At 40.9% G+C, this 25,171-nt stretch carries 28 protein-coding genes, 1 tRNA gene and 1 riboswitch; of the genes, 21 read left to right on the top strand and 8 right to left on the bottom strand.

Annotated elements, in window-relative coordinates:
* Positions 1 to 57: 57 nt before the first annotated feature.
* Both J7I93_RS02680 and J7I93_RS02675 read right to left on the bottom strand, forming a co-directional pair.
* Positions 58 to 303, bottom strand: coding sequence for a DUF2626 domain-containing protein (locus J7I93_RS02680; RefSeq protein ID WP_214723005.1), 246 nt, complete (start codon positions 301 to 303; stop codon positions 58 to 60).
* A gap of 240 nt (positions 304 to 543) precedes the next feature.
* On the bottom strand, positions 544 to 1,242 hold the full coding sequence (locus J7I93_RS02675) for a helix-turn-helix transcriptional regulator (RefSeq protein ID WP_214723003.1): 699 nt from the start codon (positions 1,240 to 1,242) through the stop codon (positions 544 to 546).
* A gap of 308 nt (positions 1,243 to 1,550) precedes the next feature.
* On the opposite strand from J7I93_RS02675, the gene J7I93_RS02670 reads away from it, so the two are divergent.
* Positions 1,551 to 1,904: a Spx/MgsR family RNA polymerase-binding regulatory protein gene (locus J7I93_RS02670; RefSeq protein ID WP_214723001.1), complete on the top strand. Its 354-nt coding sequence runs from the start codon at positions 1,551 to 1,553 to the stop codon at positions 1,902 to 1,904.
* 147 nt (positions 1,905 to 2,051) lie between these two features.
* Here the strand turns inward: J7I93_RS02670 and J7I93_RS02665 are convergent.
* Positions 2,052 to 2,123, bottom strand: a tRNA-Gln gene (locus J7I93_RS02665).
* A gap of 157 nt (positions 2,124 to 2,280) precedes the next feature.
* Between J7I93_RS02665 and comGA the strand changes: the two genes are divergently transcribed.
* From comGA to J7I93_RS02620, 9 genes are all read left to right on the top strand, one after another.
* Positions 2,281 to 3,351, top strand: a complete 1,071-nt coding sequence (gene comGA / locus J7I93_RS02660) for a competence type IV pilus ATPase ComGA (RefSeq protein ID WP_214722999.1) — start codon at positions 2,281 to 2,283, stop codon at positions 3,349 to 3,351.
* Entirely contained in the window at positions 3,338 to 4,369 is a 1,032-nt protein-coding gene (gene comGB / locus J7I93_RS02655; protein WP_214722997.1) for a competence type IV pilus assembly protein ComGB, read from the top strand. The genes comGA and comGB overlap by 14 nt, the downstream gene beginning before the upstream one ends.
* Positions 4,369 to 4,728, top strand: a complete 360-nt coding sequence (gene comGC / locus J7I93_RS02650) for a competence type IV pilus major pilin ComGC (RefSeq protein WP_214722996.1) — start codon at positions 4,369 to 4,371, stop codon at positions 4,726 to 4,728. Before comGB ends, comGC begins: the two co-directional genes overlap by 1 nt.
* Positions 4,728 to 5,165, top strand: a complete 438-nt coding sequence (gene comGD, locus J7I93_RS02645) for a competence type IV pilus minor pilin ComGD (RefSeq protein ID WP_214987817.1) — start codon at positions 4,728 to 4,730, stop codon at positions 5,163 to 5,165. Before comGC ends, comGD begins: the two co-directional genes overlap by 1 nt.
* Positions 5,149 to 5,478, top strand: a complete 330-nt coding sequence (locus tag J7I93_RS02640) for a phosphatase (protein WP_214722994.1) — start codon at positions 5,149 to 5,151, stop codon at positions 5,476 to 5,478. Before comGD ends, J7I93_RS02640 begins: the two co-directional genes overlap by 17 nt.
* A 13-nt stretch (positions 5,479 to 5,491) precedes the next feature.
* Entirely contained in the window at positions 5,492 to 5,908 is a 417-nt protein-coding gene (comGF, locus tag J7I93_RS02635) for a competence type IV pilus minor pilin ComGF (RefSeq protein WP_214722992.1), read from the top strand.
* The gene (gene comGG, locus J7I93_RS02630; protein ID WP_214722990.1) at positions 5,898 to 6,281 is read left to right on the top strand and encodes a competence type IV pilus minor pilin ComGG; all 384 of its coding nucleotides are present in this window, start codon (positions 5,898 to 5,900) and stop codon (positions 6,279 to 6,281) included. The genes comGF and comGG overlap by 11 nt, the downstream gene beginning before the upstream one ends.
* 13 nt (positions 6,282 to 6,294) lie before the next feature.
* The gene (locus J7I93_RS02625) at positions 6,295 to 6,792 is read left to right on the top strand and encodes a shikimate kinase (protein ID WP_214722988.1); all 498 of its coding nucleotides are present in this window, start codon (positions 6,295 to 6,297) and stop codon (positions 6,790 to 6,792) included.
* A 108-nt stretch (positions 6,793 to 6,900) separates the two neighbouring features.
* The gene (locus J7I93_RS02620; protein ID WP_214722986.1) at positions 6,901 to 7,086 is read left to right on the top strand and encodes a YqzE family protein; all 186 of its coding nucleotides are present in this window, start codon (positions 6,901 to 6,903) and stop codon (positions 7,084 to 7,086) included.
* 53 nt (positions 7,087 to 7,139) lie between these two features.
* Here the strand turns inward: J7I93_RS02620 and J7I93_RS02615 are convergent, their stop codons facing one another.
* Together J7I93_RS02615 and J7I93_RS02610 are read right to left on the bottom strand one after the other, a co-directional pair.
* On the bottom strand, positions 7,140 to 7,934 hold the full coding sequence (locus J7I93_RS02615) for a YqhG family protein (protein ID WP_214722984.1): 795 nt from the start codon (positions 7,932 to 7,934) through the stop codon (positions 7,140 to 7,142).
* Positions 7,912 to 9,600, bottom strand: coding sequence for a DEAD/DEAH box helicase (locus tag J7I93_RS02610; protein WP_214722982.1), 1,689 nt, complete (start codon positions 9,598 to 9,600; stop codon positions 7,912 to 7,914). The genes J7I93_RS02615 and J7I93_RS02610 overlap by 23 nt, the downstream gene beginning before the upstream one ends.
* Positions 9,601 to 9,779: 179 nt before the next feature.
* Positions 9,780 to 9,868: riboswitch (glycine riboswitch) on the top strand.
* Positions 9,869 to 10,030: 162 nt separating this feature from the next.
* Between J7I93_RS02610 and gcvT the strand changes: the two genes are divergently transcribed.
* From gcvT to gcvPB, 3 genes are read left to right on the top strand one after another with little or no spacing between them, the layout of a single operon-like run.
* On the top strand, positions 10,031 to 11,137 hold the full coding sequence (gene gcvT / locus J7I93_RS02605) for a glycine cleavage system aminomethyltransferase GcvT (RefSeq protein WP_214722980.1): 1,107 nt from the start codon (positions 10,031 to 10,033) through the stop codon (positions 11,135 to 11,137).
* Between the two features lie 16 nt (positions 11,138 to 11,153).
* On the top strand, positions 11,154 to 12,500 hold the full coding sequence (gene gcvPA, locus J7I93_RS02600; RefSeq protein WP_214722978.1) for an aminomethyl-transferring glycine dehydrogenase subunit GcvPA: 1,347 nt from the start codon (positions 11,154 to 11,156) through the stop codon (positions 12,498 to 12,500).
* Positions 12,493 to 13,953, top strand: a complete 1,461-nt coding sequence (gene gcvPB, locus J7I93_RS02595) for an aminomethyl-transferring glycine dehydrogenase subunit GcvPB (RefSeq protein WP_214722976.1) — start codon at positions 12,493 to 12,495, stop codon at positions 13,951 to 13,953. The genes gcvPA and gcvPB overlap by 8 nt, the downstream gene beginning before the upstream one ends.
* 123 nt (positions 13,954 to 14,076) lie before the next feature.
* Here the strand turns inward: gcvPB and J7I93_RS02590 are convergent, their stop codons facing one another.
* The gene (locus J7I93_RS02590; RefSeq protein ID WP_214722975.1) at positions 14,077 to 14,460 is read right to left on the bottom strand and encodes a rhodanese-like domain-containing protein; all 384 of its coding nucleotides are present in this window, start codon (positions 14,458 to 14,460) and stop codon (positions 14,077 to 14,079) included.
* Between the two features lie 182 nt (positions 14,461 to 14,642).
* On the opposite strand from J7I93_RS02590, the gene J7I93_RS02585 reads away from it, so the two are divergent.
* The 4 genes from J7I93_RS02585 to J7I93_RS02570 all read left to right on the top strand — a co-directional run bounded on the left by J7I93_RS02585 (position 14,643) and on the right by J7I93_RS02570 (position 21,080).
* Positions 14,643 to 15,479, top strand: coding sequence for a lipoate--protein ligase family protein (locus tag J7I93_RS02585; RefSeq protein WP_214722973.1), 837 nt, complete (start codon positions 14,643 to 14,645; stop codon positions 15,477 to 15,479).
* 728 nt (positions 15,480 to 16,207) lie between these two features.
* On the top strand, positions 16,208 to 18,769 hold the full coding sequence (locus J7I93_RS02580; protein WP_214722971.1) for a vitamin B12-dependent ribonucleotide reductase: 2,562 nt from the start codon (positions 16,208 to 16,210) through the stop codon (positions 18,767 to 18,769).
* Positions 18,770 to 18,986: 217 nt separating this feature from the next.
* Positions 18,987 to 20,012 (top strand): spore photoproduct lyase, encoded by a 1,026-nt coding sequence (gene splB / locus J7I93_RS02575; RefSeq protein WP_214722969.1) that lies wholly within the window; start codon positions 18,987 to 18,989, stop codon positions 20,010 to 20,012.
* A 183-nt stretch (positions 20,013 to 20,195) separates the two neighbouring features.
* Positions 20,196 to 21,080: a patatin-like phospholipase family protein gene (locus tag J7I93_RS02570; RefSeq protein WP_214722967.1), complete on the top strand. Its 885-nt coding sequence runs from the start codon at positions 20,196 to 20,198 to the stop codon at positions 21,078 to 21,080.
* A 31-nt stretch (positions 21,081 to 21,111) separates the two neighbouring features.
* On the opposite strand, the gene J7I93_RS02565 is transcribed toward J7I93_RS02570, so the two are convergent.
* Positions 21,112 to 21,498 (bottom strand): SA1362 family protein, encoded by a 387-nt coding sequence (locus J7I93_RS02565; RefSeq protein WP_353050249.1) that lies wholly within the window; start codon positions 21,496 to 21,498, stop codon positions 21,112 to 21,114.
* Between the two features lie 479 nt (positions 21,499 to 21,977).
* Here J7I93_RS02565 and J7I93_RS02560 point away from each other — a divergent pair, with 479 nt between their 5' ends.
* The 4 genes from J7I93_RS02560 (at position 21,978) to efp (ending at position 24,912) form a co-directional block, all read left to right on the top strand.
* The gene (locus tag J7I93_RS02560) at positions 21,978 to 22,508 is read left to right on the top strand and encodes a YqhR family membrane protein (protein ID WP_214722963.1); all 531 of its coding nucleotides are present in this window, start codon (positions 21,978 to 21,980) and stop codon (positions 22,506 to 22,508) included.
* 313 nt (positions 22,509 to 22,821) lie between these two features.
* Entirely contained in the window at positions 22,822 to 23,277 is a 456-nt protein-coding gene (gene aroQ / locus J7I93_RS02555) for a type II 3-dehydroquinate dehydratase (protein ID WP_214722961.1), read from the top strand.
* Positions 23,270 to 24,331, top strand: a complete 1,062-nt coding sequence (locus tag J7I93_RS02550; protein ID WP_214722958.1) for a M24 family metallopeptidase — start codon at positions 23,270 to 23,272, stop codon at positions 24,329 to 24,331. The genes aroQ and J7I93_RS02550 overlap by 8 nt, the downstream gene beginning before the upstream one ends.
* Positions 24,332 to 24,354: 23 nt before the next feature.
* Positions 24,355 to 24,912 (top strand): elongation factor P, encoded by a 558-nt coding sequence (efp, locus tag J7I93_RS02545; protein ID WP_214722956.1) that lies wholly within the window; start codon positions 24,355 to 24,357, stop codon positions 24,910 to 24,912.
* A gap of 40 nt (positions 24,913 to 24,952) precedes the next feature.
* Here the strand turns inward: efp and J7I93_RS02540 are convergent, their stop codons facing one another.
* A complete protein-coding gene (locus J7I93_RS02540) occupies positions 24,953 to 25,120 on the bottom strand; it encodes a hypothetical protein (protein WP_214722954.1) in 168 nt (55 codons plus the stop codon).
* Between the last annotated feature and the right edge of the window lie 51 nt (positions 25,121 to 25,171).

Here is a 25,171-nt window from a genome sequence, read left to right as displayed (position 1 = left end):
CGATGAAAATTCACCGCTTTTTTATTTGGTATAAATGCTATTAATGCACGTGGGCTATTAGTGGCCGCCCGCGCCTGGAGTCATCATAAAAGTTGACCAGTAAGTGAAGCCTACGAAGAAAACTGTTAAGTACGCTCCAAAAACATAAATATACATACGTTCGGAAAGCCTTAAGTAGCTTAATAGCAGGAAAAATCCTGTTTGGCCGAAGAAAATCAAGGACGTTGTATACATGTCGCCCAAGTAAAACATAACGGCGAAAATTCCCGTCCAGAATCCTAATACTCTGTACATACGATCCATATGTATCCCTCCTTTTACCCTTACAAGTCCATCACTACAATATTATAAAGTAAATGCTTATTAAAAGTAAATAATGTTTCTAAATAGTGTTCAAAAAGAGGAGAAAAAGAGCCGAGAAGATCAGAGGTGCGCTCCTTTAAGCAAAGCATATGTTGTTGATACTTCATCGCACGCAGGAAAAGAAAGCTTACGCAAAGATTCGACTGCTATTTTCCCCAAACTTTTTGAACAACATTTCTTTTAATTACCCACAATGGCCTGATAGGTGCAAGTATCGCAGCCAGTCAGCATATTTCCTTTTTCCACCAATTGTATGGAATCAAACAAACTTTCAAACATTCCCTGCAAAAATTCAAAGTGCATATTGCAAACAGGCTCTGCATGTTTAGCAGCGACCTCTTTGAAAGGGCAGTTATAAATTTGGAAATATACTTTAGTCTTTTCTTCATTACTATCAAATTCAGGATGGAATCCTGAAAGATTGGCTGCATGTTTTAAAATATTTAATTTTTGGTCAAAGGTAAGTTCTTCAGAGCTTGAAAAGCGTTTAAGCTCCTGATTAATTAACTCTTTGCCGAACCTCTTACCTGTAGCATATAAGGCTTTTCTGCCTTCTTCGCCTAATTCAAGCATGGTTTCCATTGCGATTTTTGCAAGAAGCTGGTAGTCCCTGTATGGAAAATGCAGCTGGATTACATCATCAGACAAGCGATATAACCGGCTTGGCCTACCGCCTTTGCCTGTCTTCTTCGTTTCTGAAACAAGCATATTTACATCTTCCAGCTTGGATAAATGCAATCTTGCCACATTAGGGTGGATACTGAAGTTATCAGCAATCTCCTGAACGGTAACATCTTTATGCCTTTTGGTAATGTATTGATAAATATAATAGCGGGTTGGATCGGATAAAACATTTGTAATTTTTAATGTCTGTTCCATTTTATTGTCACCTCAAAAGGGTTATTTTATCCCGTTGTACGGGCAGCTGCTTTTCCCCGAAGAAAGCCGGGCCATGAAAGTGGGCTATGGCGAAAAACTGCCCGCTAAAAGCCTGGTTTCTAAATTCAGCTGCGTTGCTTTCTCCCATTATAATACAGGCGCAGCAGGTTAACACTGTAATCACTATAAGTTTAGAAAATGTTCACAATTAATATCTAATCGAATGTAATAAACTGTACAAATATTGTACAAATGATATACAATACTGTTAATAGATAAGAAAATAGATAAATGTGAGGTGAAGAGAAATGAGCCAGCTGACTTTTTTTACGTATCCCAGCTGTACGTCCTGCAGAAAAACAAAAAAATGGCTGACTGCCCATTCAATTGAATTTGTAGAAAGGCATCTCTTCAAGGATACGCCCTCTCCAAGAGAAATATTGAAAATCCTTTCCTTAACAACGCACGGCCTGGACGAACTGCTTGCAACGAGAAGCCAAACCTTTAAAAACCTAGAACTGAATCTTGATGAACTGTCATTATCTGAAGTAGTACAAATGGTCATAAAAGATCCCAAGCTTCTGCGGAGGCCTATTCTCACAAACGGAGAAAAGATCGTAATCGGTTACAACCCGGATGCATTTAAAAATATGGCAAAGTGAATTTTGGGAGGAAGAATGCTGATCATGGCTTTCTACTTTTGGATAGGTATAGAGTGCTGATAACTCCTAAGTATGAGCAGATAATTAAAAGCGAATAGAAGCGAAAAAAACAGAAGGGAGCATAATCAGCTCCCTTCCGCTAAAAAACTGGGCTAGCAGGATTCGAACCTACGCATGACGGAGTCAAAGTCCGTTGCCTTACCGCTTGGCTATAGCCCATCGATTAAATGCCTCTCGGCTTGCTACGATAATATTTTTAGATATCTCCCATTTTTTTATTCACAAATTCGTCAAAAAGTTATGTCGGTAATGAAAGGAATTGCTCGGAATAAGCCGAATATATTCATTACATTAAAAAAGGTGGTGTTAAAATCAATTGAGCACAATCGAAAGAATGGCTGAACGAATTATTAAAGATGCCGTCAGGAGCCATGCCTCAGACATTCATATTATTCCCCGCAGAAAAGATACACTTATCCAGTTAAGATTTGGAAACAAACTGACCCCAAGGCTTTATCTCCCCAGGGAAGAATGCGACAGACTGATTTCACATTTTAAGTTTACTGCTTCAATGGATATTGGTGAAAAGAGGCGGCCGCAAAGCGGAGCTTATTCACTAGAAGTCGATGGACAAATGATTGGACTCCGTTTTTCTACTCTTCCTTCCAGCTACAATGAAAGTCTCGTAATCAGAATTCTTCCCCAGCAGGAACAAATTCCTTTCTTTCAAATCAGCCTTTTCCCGAATATGACAAGAAAAATGCTGGCACTGCTGAAGCATGCCCACGGCCTAATAATTTTTACCGGTCCAACTGGAAGCGGCAAAACCACAACATTGTATTCCTTATTAAATGAGACCTCCCATATGTTCCACAGAAATGTCATAACTCTGGAAGATCCAATTGAAAAAGTAAATGATATGGTTCTCCAGGTTCAAGTAAATGAAAAAGCGGGCGTTTCCTATGCTGCTGGTTTAAAGGCTATTCTTCGCCATGACCCAGACATCATTATGGTTGGAGAGATCCGGGATGCAGAAACAGCCAAAATAGCAGTAAGGGCAGCACTGACTGGTCATTTAGTTTTGAGCACAATGCATACAAGGGATGCAAAAGGGGCTGTACATCGTCTAGCTGAATTTGGCGTAAATATGCTTGAAATTGAACAGACTCTTGTGGCAGTGACGGCACAGCGGCTTGTAGAACTTACTTGCCCATATTGCGAGGGTGAATGTTCGCCGTATTGTTATGGGTATGGCAGATGGAAGAGGGCGAGTGTATTTGAACTCCTGGCGGGCAGAGCGCTGAATGCTTCCATAAAAGAGGCTAGAGGGGAGGGAAATGATGTGAAATATCGGACGTTAAAGGAGGTAATTACAAAGGGGATAGCCCTTGGCTATATTAAGGAATCGGAATACAGCAGGTGGGTGCATGACAATGAAGCAACATAAATGGACAATTAATGAACAAGGATATTTTCTAAAAAATACAGGTGATCTTTTGTCCAGGGGATATCCATTATCTGAAGCATTAGAATCACTAATATACCAGCTCCCAAGCAAAAGAAAACAGGAGATAAGCCAGTGCATCTCTGAGTTGAAAGAAGGATACCCCTTTTATCAAATCCTTTCCAACATGGACTTTAATAAAAGCTTGATTGGATACGTGTTTTTTGCTGAACAGCATGGAGGCCTGGCAGCAGCGTTTCTTGATGGCAGTGAAATGATTTTGAAAAGAAGAAAGGAGGTTGATAAGTTAAAGAAACTAATCGCATATCCTCTTTTTTTAATCCTAATAACCTCATTTCTCTTTGTTTTCGTAGAAAATATATTATTGCCCCGTTTTTCTTCATTGTTTGTTTCGATGAAACTTCAGCCTAATTTCTTCACAAAAGTTGTCTACCTTTTTGGCGAGCTTCTCCCTGTGTTATTGATCCTAAGTCTTTTCAGTATGATTGTTCTGCTTGGCTACTATTTTTTAAGATTTCGAAAGCAATCTTCACTTGATCAAAAGCGGAAAATTGTGAGAGTTCCTGTCGCAGGCCCTTTTCTTCGTCTGTACTATACTCACTTCTTTGCTGTGCAGCTTAGTTATCTATTAGCAGGAGGCCTTTCTGTGTTTGAAGCTTTAAGTTTATTTGAGAGAAATGATAAACAGTCATTTTACAGGGAGATAGGCGAGGTTGTGAAAATAAATTTGCGTAAGGGTGAGAAGCTGGAGGATATTTTAATAAGCTTCCCTTTCTTTGAAAAGGAGTTATCAAACATTGTAAGGCACGGGCAGAAAAATGGAAGATTGGATCAGGAATTAATATTCTTTAGCAGGCACTGCTTAGATCTGCTTGAGGAAAAAACAGAAAAGCTGCTCAAACTGATTCAGCCGCTTTTGTACCTGTTTATCGGCTTCTTAATTGTATCTATGTACCTGGCGGTTTTACTGCCAATGTTTCATTTATTGGAGGGATTTTAATGAAATTACAGAAAATCGAAAACGAAAAGGGATTCACACTGATTGAGATGATGATTGTTTTGCTGGTTATTTCTGTGCTGTTAATCATCACCATACCGAATGTGACTAAACATAATTCAAAAATTAACAGCAAAGGTTGTGAGGCTTTTATTCAAATGGTTCAAGCTCAGGTTCAGGCGTATGAGATAGATAAAAAAGCACCACCATCTACTATCCAAGAATTAGTAGATGAAGAGTATCTTACTGATAAAACAAGATCATGTCCGAATGGAGATGAGATTAAAATTTCCGCTGATGGAAAGGTTGAACTCGCAACCCCTCCTGCTTCTTCTCCAGAGACAGATCCATCAGGAACATAATGAAAAATCAACAAGGATTCACTCTTATTGAATCCCTTTTCGTCCTCAGCATATTCATCATTATTGCCTCGATTACGGCTGTTTTAGTTAAACCACATTTCCTCTATTTTGAAAAACAAATGTTTTTTTCACAATTAAAATCTGATTTGATGTATGCCCAGCAGTATGCAATAACCCATCATACAGATGTGGTCGTGCAATTTGTACCAGACAAGCATCTTTATACCGCACAGGTGAAGTTAGGTTCGGATATCATTATTAGCCGGGAATATTCTGCTTTGTTTGAGATAAGGAAGGGGACCATGCCTTTGTATTTTCAGTATGGACCTAGCGGGAACACGAATAAATTTGGCAGCTTCTATATTAATATGGGCGAGGAAAGGTACTTGATTACATTCTTAATAGGGAGAGGGAGGTTTTATGTGGCGAAAGAATGATGGCTTCCTCATGGCTGAGCTGCTGCTCTCTTTATCAGCCTGGGTAATTGTGGCGGGAGTATTTTTCCCTCTCATAATCAAGGCGGTTGAACACTCTGTTGAAATGAAACAGGATTTTGAAAGCACGCAGCTCCTTTATGAAAAACTGCAGCAATCTGTGGTTGAGGGGTACTCGCCTTCCAGTGAATCCATTAAGAGGGGCCAAATTGTATATGAAATATTTTTGAAGGAAGGCTCAGAATTAACGGAGGTTTGTGTAAAGTATGAGGATATATTTAAGAAAGCCAATGAGAAATGTGAGGTATATAAATAGCGAAGGCTTTACCATGCTGGAGATGCTTTTTGCTTTTTCAATATTCTTGATGCTTGTTTCCTTTTTGCCGCTTAGCTTTAACTTTCTCTTTCACGACTGGAAATTTGATGCAAGGACACAACGGCTAGAATGGCTGGTATTTATCAATCAGTTGAAAAAGGAAGTCAGGCTTGCAGATTATGCAGATGTCTCAAATGACAGAATTGTTCTAAAGGTAGCCGGGCAAAACGTAGTATATGAAAAATACGGTTCAAGCCTGCGAAGGAGAGTGGACTTGAAAGGCCATGAAGTTGTTCTGCAGCAGGTTGATTCCATTTCATTTACTAGCATTAACGGAGGATTGGAAATGAAAGTAAAAGATACATTTGCCCAGGTATATTCTGCTTCCCTTTATTACTACATAGATTGGGCTGGTTTTAATGTGCCGTAACGAGAAGGGATTTGTTTATCCTCTTACATTTACAATTATTCTTGCTGCTTTTCTTTTGCTAACGATTCAATTGGAACAATATCTATCGGAAAAAAGACTCATGGAAGAGGCGAAAACAGTTTTAAAGCAAGAGTATTATTTATTAAATGCTCTCAAGAGCACAGAAAGATTGCTGAAAGAGAAACAGGAATATGATTTATCAGGTTATTATTACTTTGCAAATGGACATGTTTCATACAGTATGGCACCCCTAGCCTCGAGCTTGTACCAAATCACATTCAGAACAAAAATAGGCTCTGATTCGGAATTCACAACGTACGCTTATTATGACATCGATTTGGAAAAAGTGATAAAATGGAGTGAAAAAAACTGATTGGGGAAAAAGGATGAAATCAATTTACTTAATAGGATTCATGGGTGCAGGCAAGACCACCATTGGTAAAGAACTAGCGGCTTGTTTGAATAAAGAAGTAATTGATACTGATGAAGAGATTGTTAAACGTGAGAAAAAAAGCATAAATGACATTTTTACAGAACAAGGTGAACTATATTTCAGATTGCTTGAAACTAAAATGCTGCAGGAGTTGAATAACCGGGATGCTGTTATCACAACAGGCGGCGGAATAGTAGTTAGGCCTGAAAACAGGGAAGCTTTAAAAGGGAAAGGGAATGTTTTTTTTCTTTATGCTACACCGGAGGAAATATTTAAGCGTCTTGAAAATGATCAATCCAGACCCTTGCTTAAAGGGGATAAAATAAAACAAATCCACGAGTTGTATGAAGAAAGAATGCCTTTATACAAAGATGCAGCGAATGTGATTATTGACACAACCCATAAAGAGAGTGGCTTTATTATTAAAGAGATTATAAGCCGTTTAGAATAATTCTGCCTGGACATACTTGTTAATGACGACAATGTGAAACTTCTATAATGTGCAGTTTCCTTCACAGTTAGTTGGTTGAACAATGAGCGGAAAAGGCAGGTGTGTCAAATGAAATCAAACGAGTACGTAAAATATATCACACAGACTGTAGTTAAATATATTGACCAGCCCAAGGATGAACGAAAAAAGCACAGGATGGAGAAAAAGGATATGAAAGAGCCCTTTTTATTCAGGTGGTTTGGCGTGCTTCCTTATATATTCTACCTTGCCCTAAATAAGAAAAAACATAAATAGCACCAAAAAAGGAAACCGGCAGCAATTGCCGGTTTTTGTTTTTTATGCTTTGTTCAGACAGCGCTGTCTGTCAGATAAAAGAGCCCTCCGTTAATGATGGAAATATTTATTTTTGGCTCATATTGCTCTTTCAGGGCAATCTTTTCCGTTTCGTAGCTTTCGCCTTTTTCCTCAGCATCCTCATAAAAATGCTCCAGCAAATCGAGATCCTTTTTCCAGCGCATCCGGGCATCATCTGCCCAGCTATGCTCTTCCTGCTCAATCCCCATCTTTAAAAAATTTGCTACCCTTGATACACCGCTTTTCGGCATAATGAGTGGAGAAAGAGTAAAAGAATAATCGGGGATCTTGGGTGTTAAATTCATTTCAAGCAGCTTGTCATGGAAGTCCTCCACCATTTGCCCATTTATTAATTGGAGACCAATCGATTTGAAAACGTCTCTCTTCCGGTCACATTGATAGGATATTCGAACGTTCATACCCAGCCAGGGCCGTAATGGAGTTTGCTGGCCGGGAGCATGATGATGATTTTCATATAGCCTGATATAGCCTGCAAGGTTTCGGGCAGACTCAAATATTTGGTGGAGTCGGGGGGATCCAAAATGAATGACCTCTCCCTTTAAATGATCAGGAGCCAGCTGCTGGTTTGTAATAAGAGTCAGCTGCATGGGATTTGGGATACCGCCTGTTTTCTCGAGGTAATGCCAATAGAACGGACGGTTCATGAGTTCCTTATCAAGTTCGATGGTCAGCTGAACTGTCATATAACCTGGGCCTTTATTGACAATCTCACATCCATTTGCGTGAAAATATCTCTCAAGAAATTTATGAATTTCCTGTTGCTGCATTCAGTTCACCTTCTTTCATATCCTCTGCAAATTGAATCATGCTAGTTAAGTTCTCCATTTTAATTCTCATCTCACCCTCTGAAGATGACTTTCCAAAAATATCAATAAGGTGATCATCAATGTTGCCAAATTCAAGCTTTGTTAAAATATCATCCAAATCTCCAATAACTTTTTCAAACAGGTTGATTTTCTCATATAACAGTTTTAGAACATGCTCTTCAACTGTATCCTTAGTGGCAAAGTTATAAATCAAAACATCCTTCTCCTGGCCTAAACGATGGATACGGCCAATCCTCTGTTCAAGGCGCATCGGATTCCATGGAAGGTCGAAATTAATGATATGATTGCAAAATTGAAGGTTTATTCCTTCTCCACCTGCTTCTGTTGCAATGAGAACCTGCGCATTCTTTTGAAAAAGTTCTCTCATCCAATCCTTTTTGCCCCGTTTGAACCCTCCCCTAAAAGGGACTGAGGTAATGCCGTATTGTTTCAGAAACCATTGCAAATACATTTGGGTCGCACGGTATTCTGTAAAAATAATGACTTTATCATTTATTTTTTGGATTAATTCAAGAGCCTTTTGGGCTTTTGAATTTTGCTGGACAGCTTCAACCTTGGAAACAAGGTATTGAATTTGCTCCTGGAAAGCTTTAGTAGGCTCTTCTTGTTTTTTGAGCATATTCTGTAAAGTGAAATAAACAGCCTCCCTGCTGCTGCATGCTTCCCTTTGCAGAGTCATGACAGAAAATTGGCTGGAACTCACCCAATCACCTTCTCTCCGCAATTCGGTTACAGCATCATATAGCTCTCTCTCTGCCTGGGAGAATTCAATCGGAATGGTTTCAACATGTCTCTTGGTCCATTCGATCCCTGTGTCCGCCCTGCGGTTCCGAATCATAACTTTATTCACTAGCTCTTTTAAATGTTCATCATCATTTAACGAACGTGAATCTTTTTTATAGCTCTCATAAAAGGCGGACTCATTGCCGAGGTGGCCGGGTTTTAGCAGGGATACCAAATTAAATATTTCACCGATCCGGTTTTGGATCGGAGTTGCGGTTAACAGAAGGCAAAATTTCTTCTTTAAATTCTGCACAAACTCATAGTTTTTTGTTTTATTATTTTTAAGCTTGTGAGCTTCATCGATTATGATCAAATCATAGTCCAGGCTGTAAATGATGTCCCGGTGGGGATTCCTCTTGGCGGTGTCTATGGAAGAAACGACAACATCGCATTGCTCCCATACATAGCTTTTCCGCTGGGCAACCGCAGGGATGAAAAACTTGCTGTTCAGCTCCATTGCCCATTGAGATACGAGGGACGCCGGAACGAGAATCAACACTTTTTTTACCAAACCCCTTATCATATATTCTTTTAAAATAAGACCAGCCTCAATCGTCTTTCCAAGACCAACCTCATCAGCAAGGATGGCTTTTCCGTTCATGCTTTCAACAACCTGCTTTGCTACTTCCAGCTGATGGGGAAGCGGTGTCAGATTAGGCAGGTGCTTTGGAGCCTGAAGTCCTTCGAATTCAGGTATGACCGTATGGTTTTCAACCTCTACAGCCAGCTTATACAGTTCCCAATTTCCCCAAGGACCATCATCTTCTATTCTCTTTAAAAATTCATCCTGCCAGGAAGAATCAACGCCAATTTGCACCGTCATAAAAACAGCTCCTTTAATCTATATAAACATATTGCCCAAACCTGGTTTAGGTGGTAGGATGATAATAGCTTTGAAAGTTTTGAAAGTTAACACATTAAATTTAGTTTATCGAAATAATGGAGTCATTATTTTTCTGTTTGGTATAAGTATGACCAACTTGGAAAATTTTATAAATGCGAATGATAACAAGGGGAGAGACTACGTTTGTAGCGCCGAAGGAGCAAGCAAATCCTGTGAATCTCTCAGGCAAAAGAACTCTTGTTTGACGCAGCTCTGGAGAGTGCTTCTATAGAGGAGCCACCCAAGGGGAAAGCCGATTTCGGTAAACTTTCAGGTGCAAGGACAGAGATCTTCTCAATAACGAGGGGATACTCTGTCCTTTTTTATGTTTCCTACACCGTTTTAAAAAGATTATGAGGGGGACGAGTAAATGTCACAGTTAAAACGCACACCTTTATATGAGGTGTACAAAGACTATGGAGCAAAAACCATCGATTTTGGGGGCTGGGACCTTCCTGTACAGTTTTCAAGCATTAAAGAAGAACATGAAGCAGTCCGTAACAAGGCTGGCCTTTTCGATGTATCCCATATGGGTGAGATCGAAGTGAAAGGCATTGACAGCCTTGCTTATCTTCAAAAAATGATGACAAATGATGTTTCAAAATTAAAAACCGCTGGTGCTCAATATACGGCGATGTGTTATGAGAATGGCGGAACTGTTGATGATTTACTTGTCTATAAAATTGGCGATGACCACTATCTGCTAGTTGTAAATGCATCAAATATTGAAAAGGATTACCAATGGCTGCAAGACCATGTTGAAGGCAATGTGGAATTGAAAAACCTTTCGGAAGATATGGCACAGCTTGCACTCCAAGGACCGCTTGCTGAGAAGGTAATGCAAAAGCTTGCAGGAAATACAAGCTTGGCGGAAATTGGCTTTTTCAAATTTCAGCAGGATGTTGATCTGAATGGAAAGAAAGCCCTTGTTTCAAGAACTGGTTATACTGGAGAAGATGGTTTTGAAGTGTACTGCGATGCGAGGGATGCTGTAGCATTGTGGAATGAAATACTTGAAGCAGGCAAAGAAGATGGCGTGCTTCCATGCGGTCTTGGCGCACGGGATACACTGCGTTTTGAGGCTAATCTTGCACTATATGGCCAGGAACTTTCACCTGATATCACACCGCTTGAAGCAGGAATTGGCTTTGCTGTAAAAGTGAACAAGGAAGCTGATTTTATCGGCAAGGAAGTGCTGAAGCAGCAAAAAGAAAATGGAGTTCCCCGCAAGCTGGCTGGGATTGAAATGATTGACCGCGGAATTCCGCGCCATGGCTATCCTGTTTATAAGGGAGAAGAGATTATCGGGGAAGTGACAACAGGTACCCAATCTCCAACCTTAAAGAAGAATATTGGCCTTGCACTAATTAAAAAAGAACATACTGAGCTAGGAACAGAAGTGGAAGTAGAAATTCGCGGCAAACGTTTAAAAGCAAAAATTGCATCTACACCTTTCTATAAAAGAGAAAAGAACTAACCGGGGGGAGAAAACGATGAAACATCGCTATTTACCGATGACAGAGTCTGATCAGAAAGCAATGCTCGAAACGATCGGCGTTAAAGCTGTGGAAGAACTCTTCAGTGACATTCCTGAAAGCGTAAGATTTAAAGGTGAATATAAAATAAAACCTGCAAAATCTGAAACAGCACTTATGAAAGAGCTAACTTTAATGGCACAGAAAAATGCTGATCTTCGCACAAACACCTCTTTCCTTGGAGCAGGTGTATACGATCATTACATGCCGGTTATCGTTGACCATGTATTATCGCGTTCAGAATTTTATACTGCTTACACTCCTTACCAGCCGGAAATATCCCAAGGTGAGCTTCAGGCAATTTTTGAATTCCAGACGATGATCTGCGAATTGACTGGAATGGATGTCGCGAACTCCTCCATGTATGATGGTGGAACTGCTCTTGCTGAAGCTGCGATGCTGAGTGCGGGAAATACACGCCGCAAAAAAGTGCTGATCTCAAGCAGTGTTCATCCTGAGTCAAAGGAAGTTGTCAAATCTTATGCGAAGGGTCAATATATTGAGGTAATTGAAATTCCTCACAAAGATGGTGTAACAGATCTTGACGCGTTAAATGATATGATTGGCGAGGATATTGCGGCAGTAATCGTCCAGTATCCAAACTTCTTCGGAAGAGTAGAGCCACTAAAAGAGCTTGAAGAAATTATCCATGCCCATAAATCAATGTTTGTTGTTTCAAGCAACCCGCTTTCTCTAGGAGCATTAACGCCTCCAGGAAAATTCGGAGCAGATATCGTGGCCGGGGATGCACAGCCTTTTGGGATTCCTACAGCTTTCGGCGGGCCCCACTGCGGATATTTTGCCGTTACATCCAAGCTGATGAGAAAAGTTCCGGGACGCCTTGTAGGCCAGACTGTTGATGATCAAGGGCGCCGTGGCTTTGTTCTGACGCTTCAGGCACGTGAGCAGCATATCCGCCGCGATAAAGCAACGTCCAACATCTGTTCCAATCAGGCATTAAACGCTCTTGCTGCATCGGTAGCAATGACTGCTCTAGGAAAGAAGGGCGTTAAGGAAATGGCTGTTTCCAACATGCAAAAAGCCCATTATGCCAAAACGAAGTTTAAGGAAAATGGTTTCGAAATAGCATTTGAAGGCCCTTTCTTTAATGAATTTGTCATTAAACTGAACAAGCCGGTCAAAGAAGTAAACAAACAGCTTTTGGAAAAGGGCATTATTGGCGGCTTTGATCTGGGCCGAGATTTTGCAGACTTGAAAAACCATATGCTCGTTGCAGTCACAGAATTAAGAACGAAAGAAGAAATTGATACATTTGTTAAAGAAATGGGGGATTACCATGCATAAGGAAGATCAGCCACTCATCTTTGAACTAAGTACAGCAGGGCGTATCGGTTACAGCCTCCCTGAAATGGATGTTCCGGAAACGGATTTAAGCGAACTTCTCCCTGAAGGTTATTTAAGGATAGAAGAGCCTGAACTGCCGGAAGTATCCGAGCTTGATATTATGCGCCATTATACGGCTCTCTCCAAACGTAACCATGGAGTTGATTCAGGATTCTATCCATTGGGATCATGTACAATGAAATATAATCCTAAAATCAATGAAAATGTTGCCCGCTTTAACGGGTTTGCCCATTTGCATCCCCTTCAGGATGAAAGCTCTGTTCAAGGTGCCTTGGAACTTATGTATGATTTGCAGGAGCACCTGATTGAAATTACAGGAATGGATGAAGTAACGCTTCAGCCGGCTGCCGGGGCGCACGGGGAATGGACGGGACTAATGATGATCCGTGCATACCATGAAGCCAATGGCGATACAAAGCGTACCAAGGTTATTGTTCCTGACTCTGCCCACGGTACAAACCCGGCTTCTGCAACAGTAGCAGGATTTGAAACAATTACCGTTAAATCCAACGAAAACGGTTTGGTCGATTTAGAGGACCTAAGAAGAGTGGTTGGCGAAGATACAGCTGCCCTAATGCTGACAAACCCTAACACTTTGGGCCTTTTCGAAGAAAATATCCTGGAGATGGCTGAAATTGTGCACGGTGCAGGCGGAAAGCTTTATTATGATGGAGCCAATCTGAATGCCGTTCTTTCCAAAGCCCGCCCAGGCGATATGGGATTTGACGTTGTTCACCTTAATCTTCATAAAACCTTTACTGGGCCGCACGGCGGCGGCGGACCGGGATCAGGTCCTGTCGGTGTAAAAGCAGATCTAATTCCATACCTTCCAAAGCCTATATTAGTTAAGAAAGATGGCAAGTATGAATTTGATTATGACAGGCCGCAATCAATCGGCCGAGTAAAGCCTTATTATGGAAACTTCGGCATCAATGTGCGTGCTTACACATATATCCGTACAATGGGACCGGATGGATTAAAGGCTGTAACAGAATATGCGGTATTAAATGCAAATTATATGATGAGAAGGCTGGCACCATTCTTTGATCTTCCTTTTGACAGGCACTGCAAACATGAATTTGTATTGAGTGGAAAGCGCCAGAAAAAGCTGGGAGTCCGCACATTGGATATAGCTAAGCGTCTTCTGGATTTTGGCTACCATCCGCCAACTATTTACTTCCCGCTTAATGTGGAAGAGTGCATTATGATCGAACCGACAGAAACAGAATCAAAAGAAACACTGGATTCATTCGTTGATGCTATGATCCAAATTGCCAAAGAAGCAGAGGGAAACCCTGAGATCGTTCAGGAAGCGCCTCATACAACGGTTATCGGACGCCTAGATGAAACAATGGCTGCCCGCAAACCTGTTCTTCGCTATCAAAAGCAATAAAAAAATAAAAGGATGTCCCGGAATAGGGGCATCCTTTTATTTTTAATTGAGAGAAAGCAGGAAACGAAGGAAACGATCAAAAAACCCCAGCCGAAAATGGCTGGGGCCTTTAGTCTATTACTATTATTTTTTCGCTTTAACTTTGCCGGACCATTTTTTGAATCCGCCCTGAAGGTGTGAAAGGTCTTTATAGCCTTTACGATGTAAAAACTGGGCAGCTCTCGCGCTTCTCATGCCGCTTTGGCAATAGAGGTAGACAGGCTTGTCCGGACGCAATTCCTTCATTCGCGTTTTCATTTGTGAAAGCGGAATATTGCGGGCACCCAAAATATGACCATTCTCAAATTCGTTTGGTTCGCGGACATCAATTAATTGGGCTTTTCTATAACCTTCGCGAAACTGGTCTTCATTAAGCGTTTTAACAATCCTGCGCTGATATAACCAAGTAACGACGGAGTAGGTAATAATTGCACCTAAAATGATAAGAATGAAATAAAGTGTATCCAATGTGTCTTTCTCCTTTCACACTTAGCTAAGCCAACTTATATTATATAAGCCTTTCCTTATGCGAGTAAAGGGAATCTGTTAAATTTATTATGGAAAATCAACTTGCTTTAATTTTCGTAGGAATTTTGGTAGACTATAAACCGCAAATGACTGGTTAAAGAATCTGCAAATGAGGGTTACATATGACAAAAGAAGTTTGGCGTTTTATTGATTCAGGAGAGGGATCCCCTTCTTTTAATATGGCTTTGGATGAGGCCCTGCTTGATTGGAACAGTTCGGGGAAGATGCCTCCGGTTATTCGTTTCTATGGATGGAATCCAGCGACGCTTTCCATCGGGTACTTCCAAAAGGTTGAAAAAGAAATCGATATGGAGGCCGTTAAACAGCATGGGTTGGGTTTTGTACGCAGGCCGACAGGTGGCAGGGGCGTGCTTCATGAACATGAGCTTACATACAGTGTAATTGTTCCGGAAGAGCATCCTGATATGCCAAAGACTGTGACTGAAGCTTACAGAGTCATTTCTGAAGGAATATTAAAAGGGTTTCACGCACTTGGGATGGAGGCCTACTTTGCTGTGCCGAAGACTGCTGAGGAAAGGGATTCTTTAAAGAATCCCAGGTCCGCTGTTTGTTTCGATGCTCCAAGCTGGTATGAGCTTGTGGTAGAAGGACGCAAAGTGGCCGGCAGTGCCCAAACAAGGCAAAAAGGGGTAATCCTGCAGCATGGCTCCATTCTGCTTGACTTGGATGAAGATAAACTGTTTAGCTTATTCAAGTATCCAAATGAAAGAGTAAAAGAGAGAATGCAGAAAGCTTTTAAAAATAAAGCTGTTGCCATGAACCAGCTGACGGACGAAAAAATTACTCTGGATCAGGCCAAACGGGCTTTTAAACAAGGCTTTGAGGAAGGCCTGAATATAGAGCTGGAACCATACGAGCTGACTGCTGAAGAAATGACTTACGTGCAAAAAATTGCAAAAGAGCGCTATGAAAATGATGAGTGGAGCTATAAAAGGTAGGCTGTTTTCGCAAACTTTGCTACTTTTTAAACAGTATAGAGCAGAGGCTTGTTTCTGCTTCAGGATGCCTTAGCAAACCTCGGGTTCACAAGTCTATTCAAAAACAACGATCCTTTAGAAAACAGCCAAAGATAAAAAGCGGCCCTGTCGCTTTTTTCTTTTTGGCTAAGCTTATTTTGACTATAGCACTGTGTTGATTTGGATCAGATGGCTGAACCCCTCAAAATGCCTTCGCATTTTCTTCGTGGGATTTTTTAACAGGTATGAATATTCTCATTAACTGGCGGAAAGCGTACGAAAGGAAATCCAGCAGGCATGGAACGCGTTGGAATACTTATGGAAACACGCAGAAAGCGGGTGCCTGCAGCGGAAATCAAGAAGTATGTGAAACAGAGTTTATTTTTTGAATATTTTACCAATTTATATAAATAAAAAGTGCAAACCTCGAAATTTATGAAAATTTATCGTTATTTGTCGTAAATCTGTCATTAACTCTTGTTTTCTTCAAAATCTAGTATTTTTTAAGTTTGACAAAATCGGTTAAGCCTGAATCTAACACAACATATAGTAGTGTCGAAAATATTTTAAACACTATATATTGATTTTGAGGTTTGAGGTATGGTAACTTTAGGGTACTCTTCTAACACAGCTAGAGTCGTTCTATCTATGAAAATGTTTACACAACATACAGAAAAATGGCATGAATTTATATCGAAGGAGTTGTAACAATGTCTGTTGCGCTAGGACAAAAAATGAAATTGAACATTGATCGTTTAAACAAGGACATCCGTTTATTCCCTCAGGTTCACCCTGTAACCCCGGATATGAAAATGACCCACAAAGGTGTTTCCCGTTTAGTCATGCTGGACAGATACACATTCAAAGATACTGAGAAAGTGACTCTGACAAACGGTGACTTTGTTGTCCTAACTATCAAAGAAGATCCGAAATTTCCAGCCCGCGGCCTAGGTTTTATCCTGGATATTGACTGGGAAAACAAGACAGCCAAAGTTTTAGTCGAAGAAGATTACAGAAGCGTGCTCGATGATCCGGAGGAAGCACGTACAGGCATTATCACGAAGCCGCTGGATGTAATTGAAAAACCGCTTGAAATCTACTACGAACAAATTGCTAAACGTAACGCAACAGGCCTTGCATCGGTAGAGAAGACAGAAGAAAAAAGAAAAGAATGGTTTGAAAATTTCTACCGGGAACTAAAGAACTTAAACTTCATCCCGGCCGGCCGTGTTCTTTACGGAGCAGGTGCTGACACGGATGTAACGTATTTCAACTGTTACGTAATGCCTTTTGTACAGGATTCCCGAGAAGGCATTTCAGAGCACCGCAAGCAGGTTATGGAAATCATGAGCCGCGGCGGCGGAGTAGGAACAAACGGTTCTACCCTAAGACCTCGCAATACACTGGCAAAAGGTGTCAACGGTAAATCCTCCGGTTCAGTCTCCTGGCTGGATGACATTGCGAAACTGACTCACCTTGTTGAACAGGGAGGCTCCCGCAGAGGGGCTCAGATGATTATGCTGTCGGACTGGCATCCGGACATTATTGAATTCATAATCTCTAAAATGCAAAATCCAAGGATTTTACGATTCCTTCTTGAAAATACAAATGATGAAACCATTAAAAAATACGCTAAAGAAAAATTGAAATTTACCCCTTTCACCGAACAGGAAATTGATATGTATCAGGGAATTGTTAATTACAAGACTATTCCTGGATATGGCGGATTCAGCGAGAAGATTATCAAAGATGCAGAAGAAAAGCTGTCAACTGGCGGTACTTACAGTGTCCATAATTCTGAATTCCTGACAGGTGCAAATATATCAGTCTGCCTGACAAAAGAATTCATGGATGCAGTCGAGAATGACGCAGAATACAATCTTCGCTTCCCGGATGTGGAATCCTACGATGCCGAGACCATGAAAATCTATAATGAAGAATGGCATAAAGTCGGTGACGTAAGAGAATGGGAAAAGCTGGGCTACAAGGTTCGTGTTTACCGCAAAATTAAAGCGAAAGAGCTTTGGAACTTGATTAATATTTGTGCAACATACTCTGCAGAACCAGGAATCTTTTTTATCGATAATGCCAACGACATGACAAATGCACAGGCATATGGACAAAAGGTTGTAGCAACAAACCCGTGTGGGGAACAGCCTCTCGCACCATATTCTGTCTGCAATCTTGCAGCAGTGAACCTGGCAGAAATGGCAGATAAGGAAAACAAAACAGTAAACTTTGAAAAGCTGAAGCGTACTGTCAAAGTGGGTGTACGTATGCAGGATAATGTAATAGATGCAACCCCATACTTCCTTGAAGAGAACCAAAAGCAGGCACTTGGTGAGCGCCGTGTTGGCCTTGGTGTTATGGGACTTCATGATTTGCTCATCTACTGCGAAACTGAATATGGCTCGGAAGAAGGAAATGAGCTGATAGACAAAGTCTTTGAAACAATTGCAACGACAGCGTACAGAGCTTCTGTGGAGCTTGCAAAGGAAAAGGGAAGCTTCCCATTCCTAACAGGCGAGAATGCAGAGGATACAAACCGCTTGCGCCAAGCATTCACACAAACAGGCTTTATGAAGAAAATGCCTGAAGATGTCCGTCAGTCTATCCTGGAAAATGGAATTCGTAATTCGCATCTATTAACTGTTGCTCCGACTGGATCTACTGGAACAATGGTTGGAGTTTCTACTGGCCTTGAACCATACTTCTCCTTCTCTTATTTCAGAAGTGGCCGTTTAGGCAAGTTTATCGAAGTGAAGGCAGATATCGTTCAGGAATATTTGGACCACAACCCCGATGCAGATCCGGATAATCTGCCTGAATGGTTTATTGCAGCGATGGATTTGGCTCCTGAAGCACATGCTGATGTACAATGTGTAATCCAGCGCTGGATTGACAGTTCAATAAGCAAAACAGTAAATGCGCCGAAGGGCTATAGTGTTGAGCAGGTTGAAAAAGTGTATGAGCGCCTGTACCGTGGCGGTGCCAAGGGTGGAACGGTCTATGTTGACGGATCACGCGATTCTCAGGTCCTGACACTGAAAGCAGAAGAAAACAGCTTTGATGATACAGAAACAGTTAAGAAAGAGAAAACAAAGCAGCATGTTGTCTTAGTTGATACCATCAGCGACCTTCGTTCAACTGATGTAACAATCGGTTCAGAAGTAGGCAATACTTGTCCGGTATGCCGAAAAGGAAAGGTAAAAGAAATAGGTGGATGCAATACGTGTACGAACTGTAATGCCCAGCTGAAATGCGGGTTATAATTAGGTAAAGTTGATGGAGCGTAAGGTATAAAAAGCAACTAAGTTTGCGATAACAGCCAAATAAAAAAGAATTACCAAAGGAGATGGAAATAATTGTTCCATCTTCTTTTTTTGCTGCTTGGGGATTTTGCTCATACTAGTGTTATCAGGTTCAGTCAACCATTAAGAAGTAAAGGTTCGTTGAACAAATCGACTAACATAAGAAGTGAGGTTACCCATGAATCCTTTTATCCCGCAGCTTGTTTATATTGAACCCCAGGCATTGGAATATCCTTTAGGCAGAGAGCTGAAGGAGAAGTTTGAAAAAATGAATATCGAAATTAGGGAGACGACTTCCCACAACCAGGTAAGAAATATTCCCGGCGACAATGAATTGCAGAAATACCGCAATGCAAAATCCACATTAGTTGTGGGTATAAGAAGAACCCTGAAATTTGATACCTCAAAGCCTTCAGCCGAATACGCCATTCCGCTCGCTACCGGCTGCATGGGCCATTGCCATTACTGCTATTTGCAAACGACACTTGGCAGCAAGCCTTATATACGTACGTATGTGAACCTGGAAGAAATATTTGACCAGGCGACGAAATATATGGAGGAAAGAAAACCTGAGTTAACACGTTTTGAAGCAGCGTGTACATCCGATATCGTCGGGATTGATCATTTGACACATTCTTTGAAAAAAACAATTGAATTTATTGGCCAAACAGAATTTGGCCAGCTTCGCTTTGTGACGAAGTACCATCATGTAGACCACCTGCTTGATGCTAACCATAATGGAAAAACCCGCTTTCGTTTTAGCGTCAATTCACGTTACGTAATCAAAAATTTTGAGCCGGGTACTTCTTCTTTTGATGACAGGCTTGAAGCTGCCCGAAAAGTGGCAAACGCAGGGTATCCGCTGGGTTTTATCGTTGCGCCTATTTATATGCATGAAGATTGGCGTGAAGGCTATCTTGAACTTTTTCAAAGATTAAGCAAATCGCTTGAAGGCATCAATCTTCAAGGGTTGACCTTCGAATTGATTCAGCATAGATTTACCAAACCAGCCAAAAAGGTAATTGAAAAGCGCTATCCTAAATCCAAGCTTGAGATGGATGAAGAAAAGCGCAAGTATAAATGGGGAAGATATGGAATCGGTAAATATGTATATCCAACGGAAGAAGCTAAAGAACTGGAGAACACGATCAGGGAATATGTCCATTCCTTCTTTCCGGAAGCAGAAGTCCAATATTTCACCTAAACATAAATGCGAAAATGAAACAGGATGCAGTGGAGTTTTTACGCTATAATAACCTCCTATTTTACAAATTCCTAATCGGCAGGAAATTCTGCTTGTCAGCCGTACTATTTTAAAAAGCTCCTGATTAAAGATGTATAAGTAAGAGTTCCTCTATTAGTAAGTACATCGACAGGAGTGGCTTACATGTATATAGACGGTGTTTTTTCAGGAGGAGGAATTAAGGGTTTTGCTTTAATCGGTGCATATGACGCAGTCCAAAAACGGGGGTTCCAATTCAAACGGGTAGCCGGAACGAGTGCAGGCTCCATCGTTGCAGCATTAATCGCTGCCAGATATACAAGTGACGAAATTTATCAGCTTGTGGATGAACTTGATGTAAAAAAGTTTCTTGATGAAAGAAAGACATTCATACCCTTCTCTGTCACTAAATGGCTTCTCCTCTATTGGCGATTAGGACTTTACAAAGGTGTGGAACTGGAGAATTGGATGGCTGAAAAGCTGGCTGCAAGAGGTATAAGAACATTTGCAGACCTGCCGCCACAGTCATTAAGAGTAATAGCCTCCGACCTGACTAATGGCCGGCTTGTTGTTTTGCCCGATGATCTTGTTCAATATGGAATCGATCCGGGCTCTTTCCCGGTGGCCAGGGCAATCCGTATGAGCTGCAGTCTTCCTTATTTTTTTGAGCCAGTAAAAATGCAGGCATACAGCAGCACAAGTGTAATCGTTGATGGAGGAGTTTTGAGCAATTTTCCGATGTGGTTATTTGATAGGGAAAATGTGAAAAAAATCAGGCCTGTATTGGGGGTTAAACTAAGCCATAACCTAAGTGAACGGCCGCCGAATAAGATTGCGAATGCGATACAGATGTATGAAGCCCTTTTCGAAACCATGAAGGATGCGCATGATGCACGATACATTTCAAGAAAACACGCGCAAAATATAATATTTATCCCAACTGATGGGGTGCTGACCGCCGAATTTGAGCTAACTGACCAAAAGAAAAGGGATTTGCTTGAGCATGGAAGGCAATGTGCGGAGCGATTTTTCTCAAGATGGAGCTACTAAAGATTAAAAAAACAAAAAATCGAGCCCTTTATTAAAGGGATGCTCGATTTTTCTTTTTGCCTTTTTTGCCTTCTATGACAGTCAAATGTGGAGAAGACTTTTTCTTAGATTTTTTTATTGAAGTAAGGGAACCAAGGGACGCCTTTTTGCCGTTGGCTGAACCTGCTTCTTTATAATTAAAGCGTTTTTTAGATTTTTTGGCTGCCCTTATAAAAGCCCGCTGCTCACGCTTAGAGGGGTTAGCTCTGTTAATGCGCTGAAAAAGAAAGTATATGACAGCACCGATGATGACAATGACAGCTATTCTCTGCAAAAAACCGGCAGGATCTGAGATCAGGCTGACGGTAACTCCAAGGGCAGCAAGAATTATAAGCCCGGAGACAATATAAAATGAAATCCGATTTTTCAAGAAAGCCACCTCCCTAAAAGCATGATGAGCAAATTTCTAAGCTTTTAAACTATATATACAAAGATTTAAGTAATTTCTTCATTAAAAGTTGTCCTCAGTTTTTTCTTTTCCTATTTCTTTACATTTTAAACGAATGAATGTCATGTTTATCGTATTTACCTGGCATTTTTTTCTACCAGGCAGATCTAAATCAAGATAGGCTTGCACATTTCCAAGGCAACCCGTATTCTTACTTAAATTTATGCACGATTCTGCAGTCCCGGAACCCCTTTTAGAGAAATGGGTTGAATTGGGTAGGAAGCAATTGAAATTTATATTCGTATACTTATTTTATTCTACTTAAAAACTGATAAAACCTCTATCCAAAGGGAAATATCATAAAAAAAATCTCTTTTTTTTTTCCGCCAACAATCGATTTAAATATAATTTACAATCTGATGCAAAGGAATAAATGCGGGTGGACATAATAGGAAATGGAGGTGGCATAAATGGCAGAAGAAAAAGAGCAATTGGAACAAAATCAGAGAGAAAAACCGATGTCTTTTATGGCTATGGTCGTGATTACTGGTTTGATCGGAGGCATTCTGTGGAGCGGACTGGCCTATTTGGCTTATGTATTCAATTTTACAGAAATACGCCCTAATGTCATTCTCGAACCCTGGACGATAGGGGCGTGGAAAGAGGGGTGGTTGGGAACAGTGATTTCGATTCTCCTGATCGGAGGCATTTCAATTGTTGCCGCACTTATTTATTATGCAGCGCTGCGGAAGTTTGAAAGCATCTTTGTTGGGGCCGCCTATGGAATTGCCCTTTTCTTAATTGTATTTTTTGTATTAAATCCGATATTCCCTGGCATCAGCCCATTCTGGGAATTGGAGCGAAATACGATTATCACATCCATATGTTTTTATCTTTTATTTGGAGTGTTTGTGGGGTATTCCATTTCATATGAAGCCCATGAACTTCGCGGGAAAAGCGAGGATGAGAAGAAGGCCCGGACTGATCCGGAGTTTCCGTAAGCAATTGTGGAGAATGGGAAATAGCCCTCATAAAGCAGCTCCATATTTAATTTTCAGTGTTAGAAAGCACTTTTTAAAGCTGTTTCCCGATTTGTATCATACCAGCCAAATGCCAAACAGGGAATGCCTTATCTTATGCGGCCTTCCCTCTTTTAGTAAAAACATCTTAACTGTATGAAGTTCCACATTATGTTAGAATGTTCTTAATGGACATTCTTTTTAAACTTGGATTCGGGATGCAAGGAAGACGATTTCATTCATACTGTTTTCCAAAAAAGAAGCCCATTAGCAACTAAGTAAGAGGGGGTTGATTATGAGGAAGATACTCCTGTTAAATGGGCCAAATTTAAATTTGCTTGGGAAGCGGGAACCAGGCGTTTATGGTAATGAAACTCTTGAGCATCTGGAAGAAAACATCAAATCATTGGGCGGTGCACACCAGACAGAAGTGTCTTGTTTTCAGTCCAACCATGAAGGCGAATTAATAGACAGGCTTCATCTTGCCAATGAAGATGGAACAAAAGGTATTATATTTAATCCTGGAGCATTTACCCACTACAGTTATGCAATAAGGGATGCCATAGCAGGAATCCGGGTTCCTGTGATCGAAGTACATATATCGAATGTTCATGCCCGTGAAGAATTCCGCCATACATCTGTGATTGCCCCTGTGGCACATGGACAAATTGTCGGACTGGGATTTAAGGGCTATGAACTGGCTTTTTATGCCTTAATGGATCTTTTAAAGGGAGAGGATAATCATGGATAAAATAAAGAAACTGCGCTCAAGCTTCGAGCAATCAGGTATAGATGGAATGTTGATTACAAGCAGTTATAACCGCCGTTACATGACAGGTTTTACCGGGTCAGCAGGTGCAGTTTTAATCAGTGAAGAGAAAGCGTTATTCATTACAGACTTCCGCTATACTGAGCAGGCTGCAAAACAATGCGAAGGCTATGAGATTGTTAAGCATACAGGAGCCATTCCTGAAGAAGTGGCAGAACAGGTGAAACAACTTGGGATTAAGAAGCTGGGATTTGAAGAGGACCATTTAACTTTTTCCGCTTTTAAAACCTATGAAAAAGCGGTTGCAGCCGAACTTGTTCCTGTTTCCGGGACAATTGAAAAGTTACGCTTGATTAAGACCGAATCAGAGATTAAGATAATAAAGGTGGCAGCTGACATAGCAGATGCTGCATTTAAACATATTCTAGATGTCATTCGTCCAGGAATTACCGAGCTGGAAGTATCGAATGAATTAGAATTTTTTATGAGAAAAGCGGGTGCAGTTTCATCTTCGTTTGATATTATCGTAGCATCCGGACACCGCTCTGCCCTTCCGCATGGAGTGGCAAGCGATAAGGTGATCGAAAAAGGAGATTTCGTCACTCTGGATTTCGGCGCTTACTATAATGGCTATGTTTCAGATATTACCCGTACAGTAGCAGTAGGGAAGCCTGAAGATAAGCTGAAAGAAATTTATGATATTGTGCTTGAAGCCCAGGAGCGGGGAATGGAAGGCATCAAACCGGGTATGAGCGGAAAAGAAGCAGATGCTATAACTCGGGACTATATTTCCGAAAAAGGCTTTGGAGAATATTTTGGCCACTCCACTGGCCATGGCATTGGATTGGAAGTGCACGAAGGACCAGGGTTGTCGTTTAAATCCGATGTCATTCTTGAACCTGGCATGGTTGTAACAGTTGAGCCGGGCATTTACATACCGGGTCTTGGCGGAGTCCGCATTGAGGATGATACATTAATTACAAAGGATCATAATGAAACGCTTACTCATTCTACCAAAGAATTGATTATTCTTTAATTGAATTTTAGGAGGACATATTCATGATTTCAGTAAACGATTTTCGTACGGGATTAACAATTGAAGTTGATAACGGCATTTGGCGCGTAATGGATTTCCAGCATGTTAAGCCAGGAAAAGGTGCGGCATTTGTCCGCTCCAAGTTACGTAACCTTCGCACAGGTGCCATTCAGGAAAAAACATTCCGTGCCGGTGAAAAAGTTGCCAAAGCGCAAATTGACAACCGCAAAATGCAATATCTATATGCAAATGGGGATCAGCACGTGTTCATGGACAATGAATCTTATGAGCAAATTGAATTGCCTGCTGCTTCAATTGAATACGAATTGAAGTTTTTAAAGGAAAATATGGAAGTTGCAATCATGCTTTACCATGGAGAATCTCTAGGAATTGAGCTTCCGAACTCTGTTGAGCTGACAGTAACTGAAACGGAGCCGGGCATTAAAGGGGATACAGCTTCAGGCGGAACAAAGCCTGCTACTCTTGAAACAGGTCTTACTGTACAAGTTCCTTTCTTTATTAATGAAGGAGACAAGCTTATCATCAATACAACTGACGGTTCTTATGTGTCACGTGCATAATAATTAGAAAAAAATCCCGAGTTTCTCGGGATTTTTTGTGTTATCCTTTATACTTTCTGCCTTCCGCTCCAGGTGATATATCGGTGTCATTGCGGTTATTATAATCAGGGTCGGAAGTAGGCGCTTTTTGGTTATCTCGTGTTCCGCCGAGATAGGCCCTGTCCCCTTTTTTCTGGTTTTTTAAAAATTCTCCCAATTCTTCATTCATATTAAAGGACCTCTCTTGTTACGTATTGTCGTTCAGACTCTTATTATCTTC

This window comes from Bacillus sp. ISL-47, from assembly GCF_018613175.1.
Taxonomy (GTDB): domain Bacteria; phylum Bacillota; class Bacilli; order Bacillales; family Cytobacillaceae; genus Cytobacillus.
Note: the sequence above shows the minus strand (reverse complement) of the source record. Positions and strands in the feature narration are given on the sequence as shown.

Excerpts from the sequence above, each read along its gene's own strand:
- J7I93_RS02585 (WP_214722973.1), top strand. The coding sequence starts at position 14,643 with ATGACAAAAGAAGTTTGGCGTTTTATTGATTCAGGAGAGGGATCCCCT.
- splB (WP_214722969.1), top strand. The coding sequence starts at position 18,987 with ATGAATCCTTTTATCCCGCAGCTTGTTTATATTGAACCCCAGGCATTG.
- comGD (WP_214987817.1), top strand. The coding sequence starts at position 4,728 with ATGAAAAATCAACAAGGATTCACTCTTATTGAATCCCTTTTCGTCCTC.
- J7I93_RS02620 (WP_214722986.1), top strand. The coding sequence starts at position 6,901 with ATGAAATCAAACGAGTACGTAAAATATATCACACAGACTGTAGTTAAA.
- J7I93_RS02615 (WP_214722984.1), bottom strand. The coding sequence starts at position 7,934 with ATGCAGCAACAGGAAATTCATAAATTTCTTGAGAGATATTTTCACGCA.
- J7I93_RS02560 (WP_214722963.1), top strand. The coding sequence starts at position 21,978 with ATGGCAGAAGAAAAAGAGCAATTGGAACAAAATCAGAGAGAAAAACCG.
- gcvT (WP_214722980.1), top strand. The coding sequence starts at position 10,031 with ATGTCACAGTTAAAACGCACACCTTTATATGAGGTGTACAAAGACTAT.
- J7I93_RS02550 (WP_214722958.1), top strand. The coding sequence starts at position 23,270 with ATGGATAAAATAAAGAAACTGCGCTCAAGCTTCGAGCAATCAGGTATA.
- J7I93_RS02640 (WP_214722994.1), top strand. The coding sequence starts at position 5,149 with ATGTGGCGAAAGAATGATGGCTTCCTCATGGCTGAGCTGCTGCTCTCT.
- J7I93_RS02580 (WP_214722971.1), top strand. The coding sequence starts at position 16,208 with ATGTCTGTTGCGCTAGGACAAAAAATGAAATTGAACATTGATCGTTTA.
- gcvPA (WP_214722978.1), top strand. The coding sequence starts at position 11,154 with ATGAAACATCGCTATTTACCGATGACAGAGTCTGATCAGAAAGCAATG.
- comGG (WP_214722990.1), top strand. The coding sequence starts at position 5,898 with ATGTGCCGTAACGAGAAGGGATTTGTTTATCCTCTTACATTTACAATT.
- J7I93_RS02680 (WP_214723005.1), bottom strand. The coding sequence starts at position 303 with ATGGATCGTATGTACAGAGTATTAGGATTCTGGACGGGAATTTTCGCC.
- J7I93_RS02675 (WP_214723003.1), bottom strand. The coding sequence starts at position 1,242 with ATGGAACAGACATTAAAAATTACAAATGTTTTATCCGATCCAACCCGC.
- J7I93_RS02670 (WP_214723001.1), top strand. The coding sequence starts at position 1,551 with ATGAGCCAGCTGACTTTTTTTACGTATCCCAGCTGTACGTCCTGCAGA.
- J7I93_RS02610 (WP_214722982.1), bottom strand. The coding sequence starts at position 9,600 with ATGACGGTGCAAATTGGCGTTGATTCTTCCTGGCAGGATGAATTTTTA.
- comGB (WP_214722997.1), top strand. The coding sequence starts at position 3,338 with ATGAAGCAACATAAATGGACAATTAATGAACAAGGATATTTTCTAAAA.
- efp (WP_214722956.1), top strand. The coding sequence starts at position 24,355 with ATGATTTCAGTAAACGATTTTCGTACGGGATTAACAATTGAAGTTGAT.
- comGC (WP_214722996.1), top strand. The coding sequence starts at position 4,369 with ATGAAATTACAGAAAATCGAAAACGAAAAGGGATTCACACTGATTGAG.
- aroQ (WP_214722961.1), top strand. The coding sequence starts at position 22,822 with ATGAGGAAGATACTCCTGTTAAATGGGCCAAATTTAAATTTGCTTGGG.
- gcvPB (WP_214722976.1), top strand. The coding sequence starts at position 12,493 with ATGCATAAGGAAGATCAGCCACTCATCTTTGAACTAAGTACAGCAGGG.
- J7I93_RS02570 (WP_214722967.1), top strand. The coding sequence starts at position 20,196 with ATGTATATAGACGGTGTTTTTTCAGGAGGAGGAATTAAGGGTTTTGCT.
- J7I93_RS02540 (WP_214722954.1), bottom strand. The coding sequence starts at position 25,120 with ATGAATGAAGAATTGGGAGAATTTTTAAAAAACCAGAAAAAAGGGGAC.
- J7I93_RS02625 (WP_214722988.1), top strand. The coding sequence starts at position 6,295 with ATGAAATCAATTTACTTAATAGGATTCATGGGTGCAGGCAAGACCACC.
- comGF (WP_214722992.1), top strand. The coding sequence starts at position 5,492 with ATGCTGGAGATGCTTTTTGCTTTTTCAATATTCTTGATGCTTGTTTCC.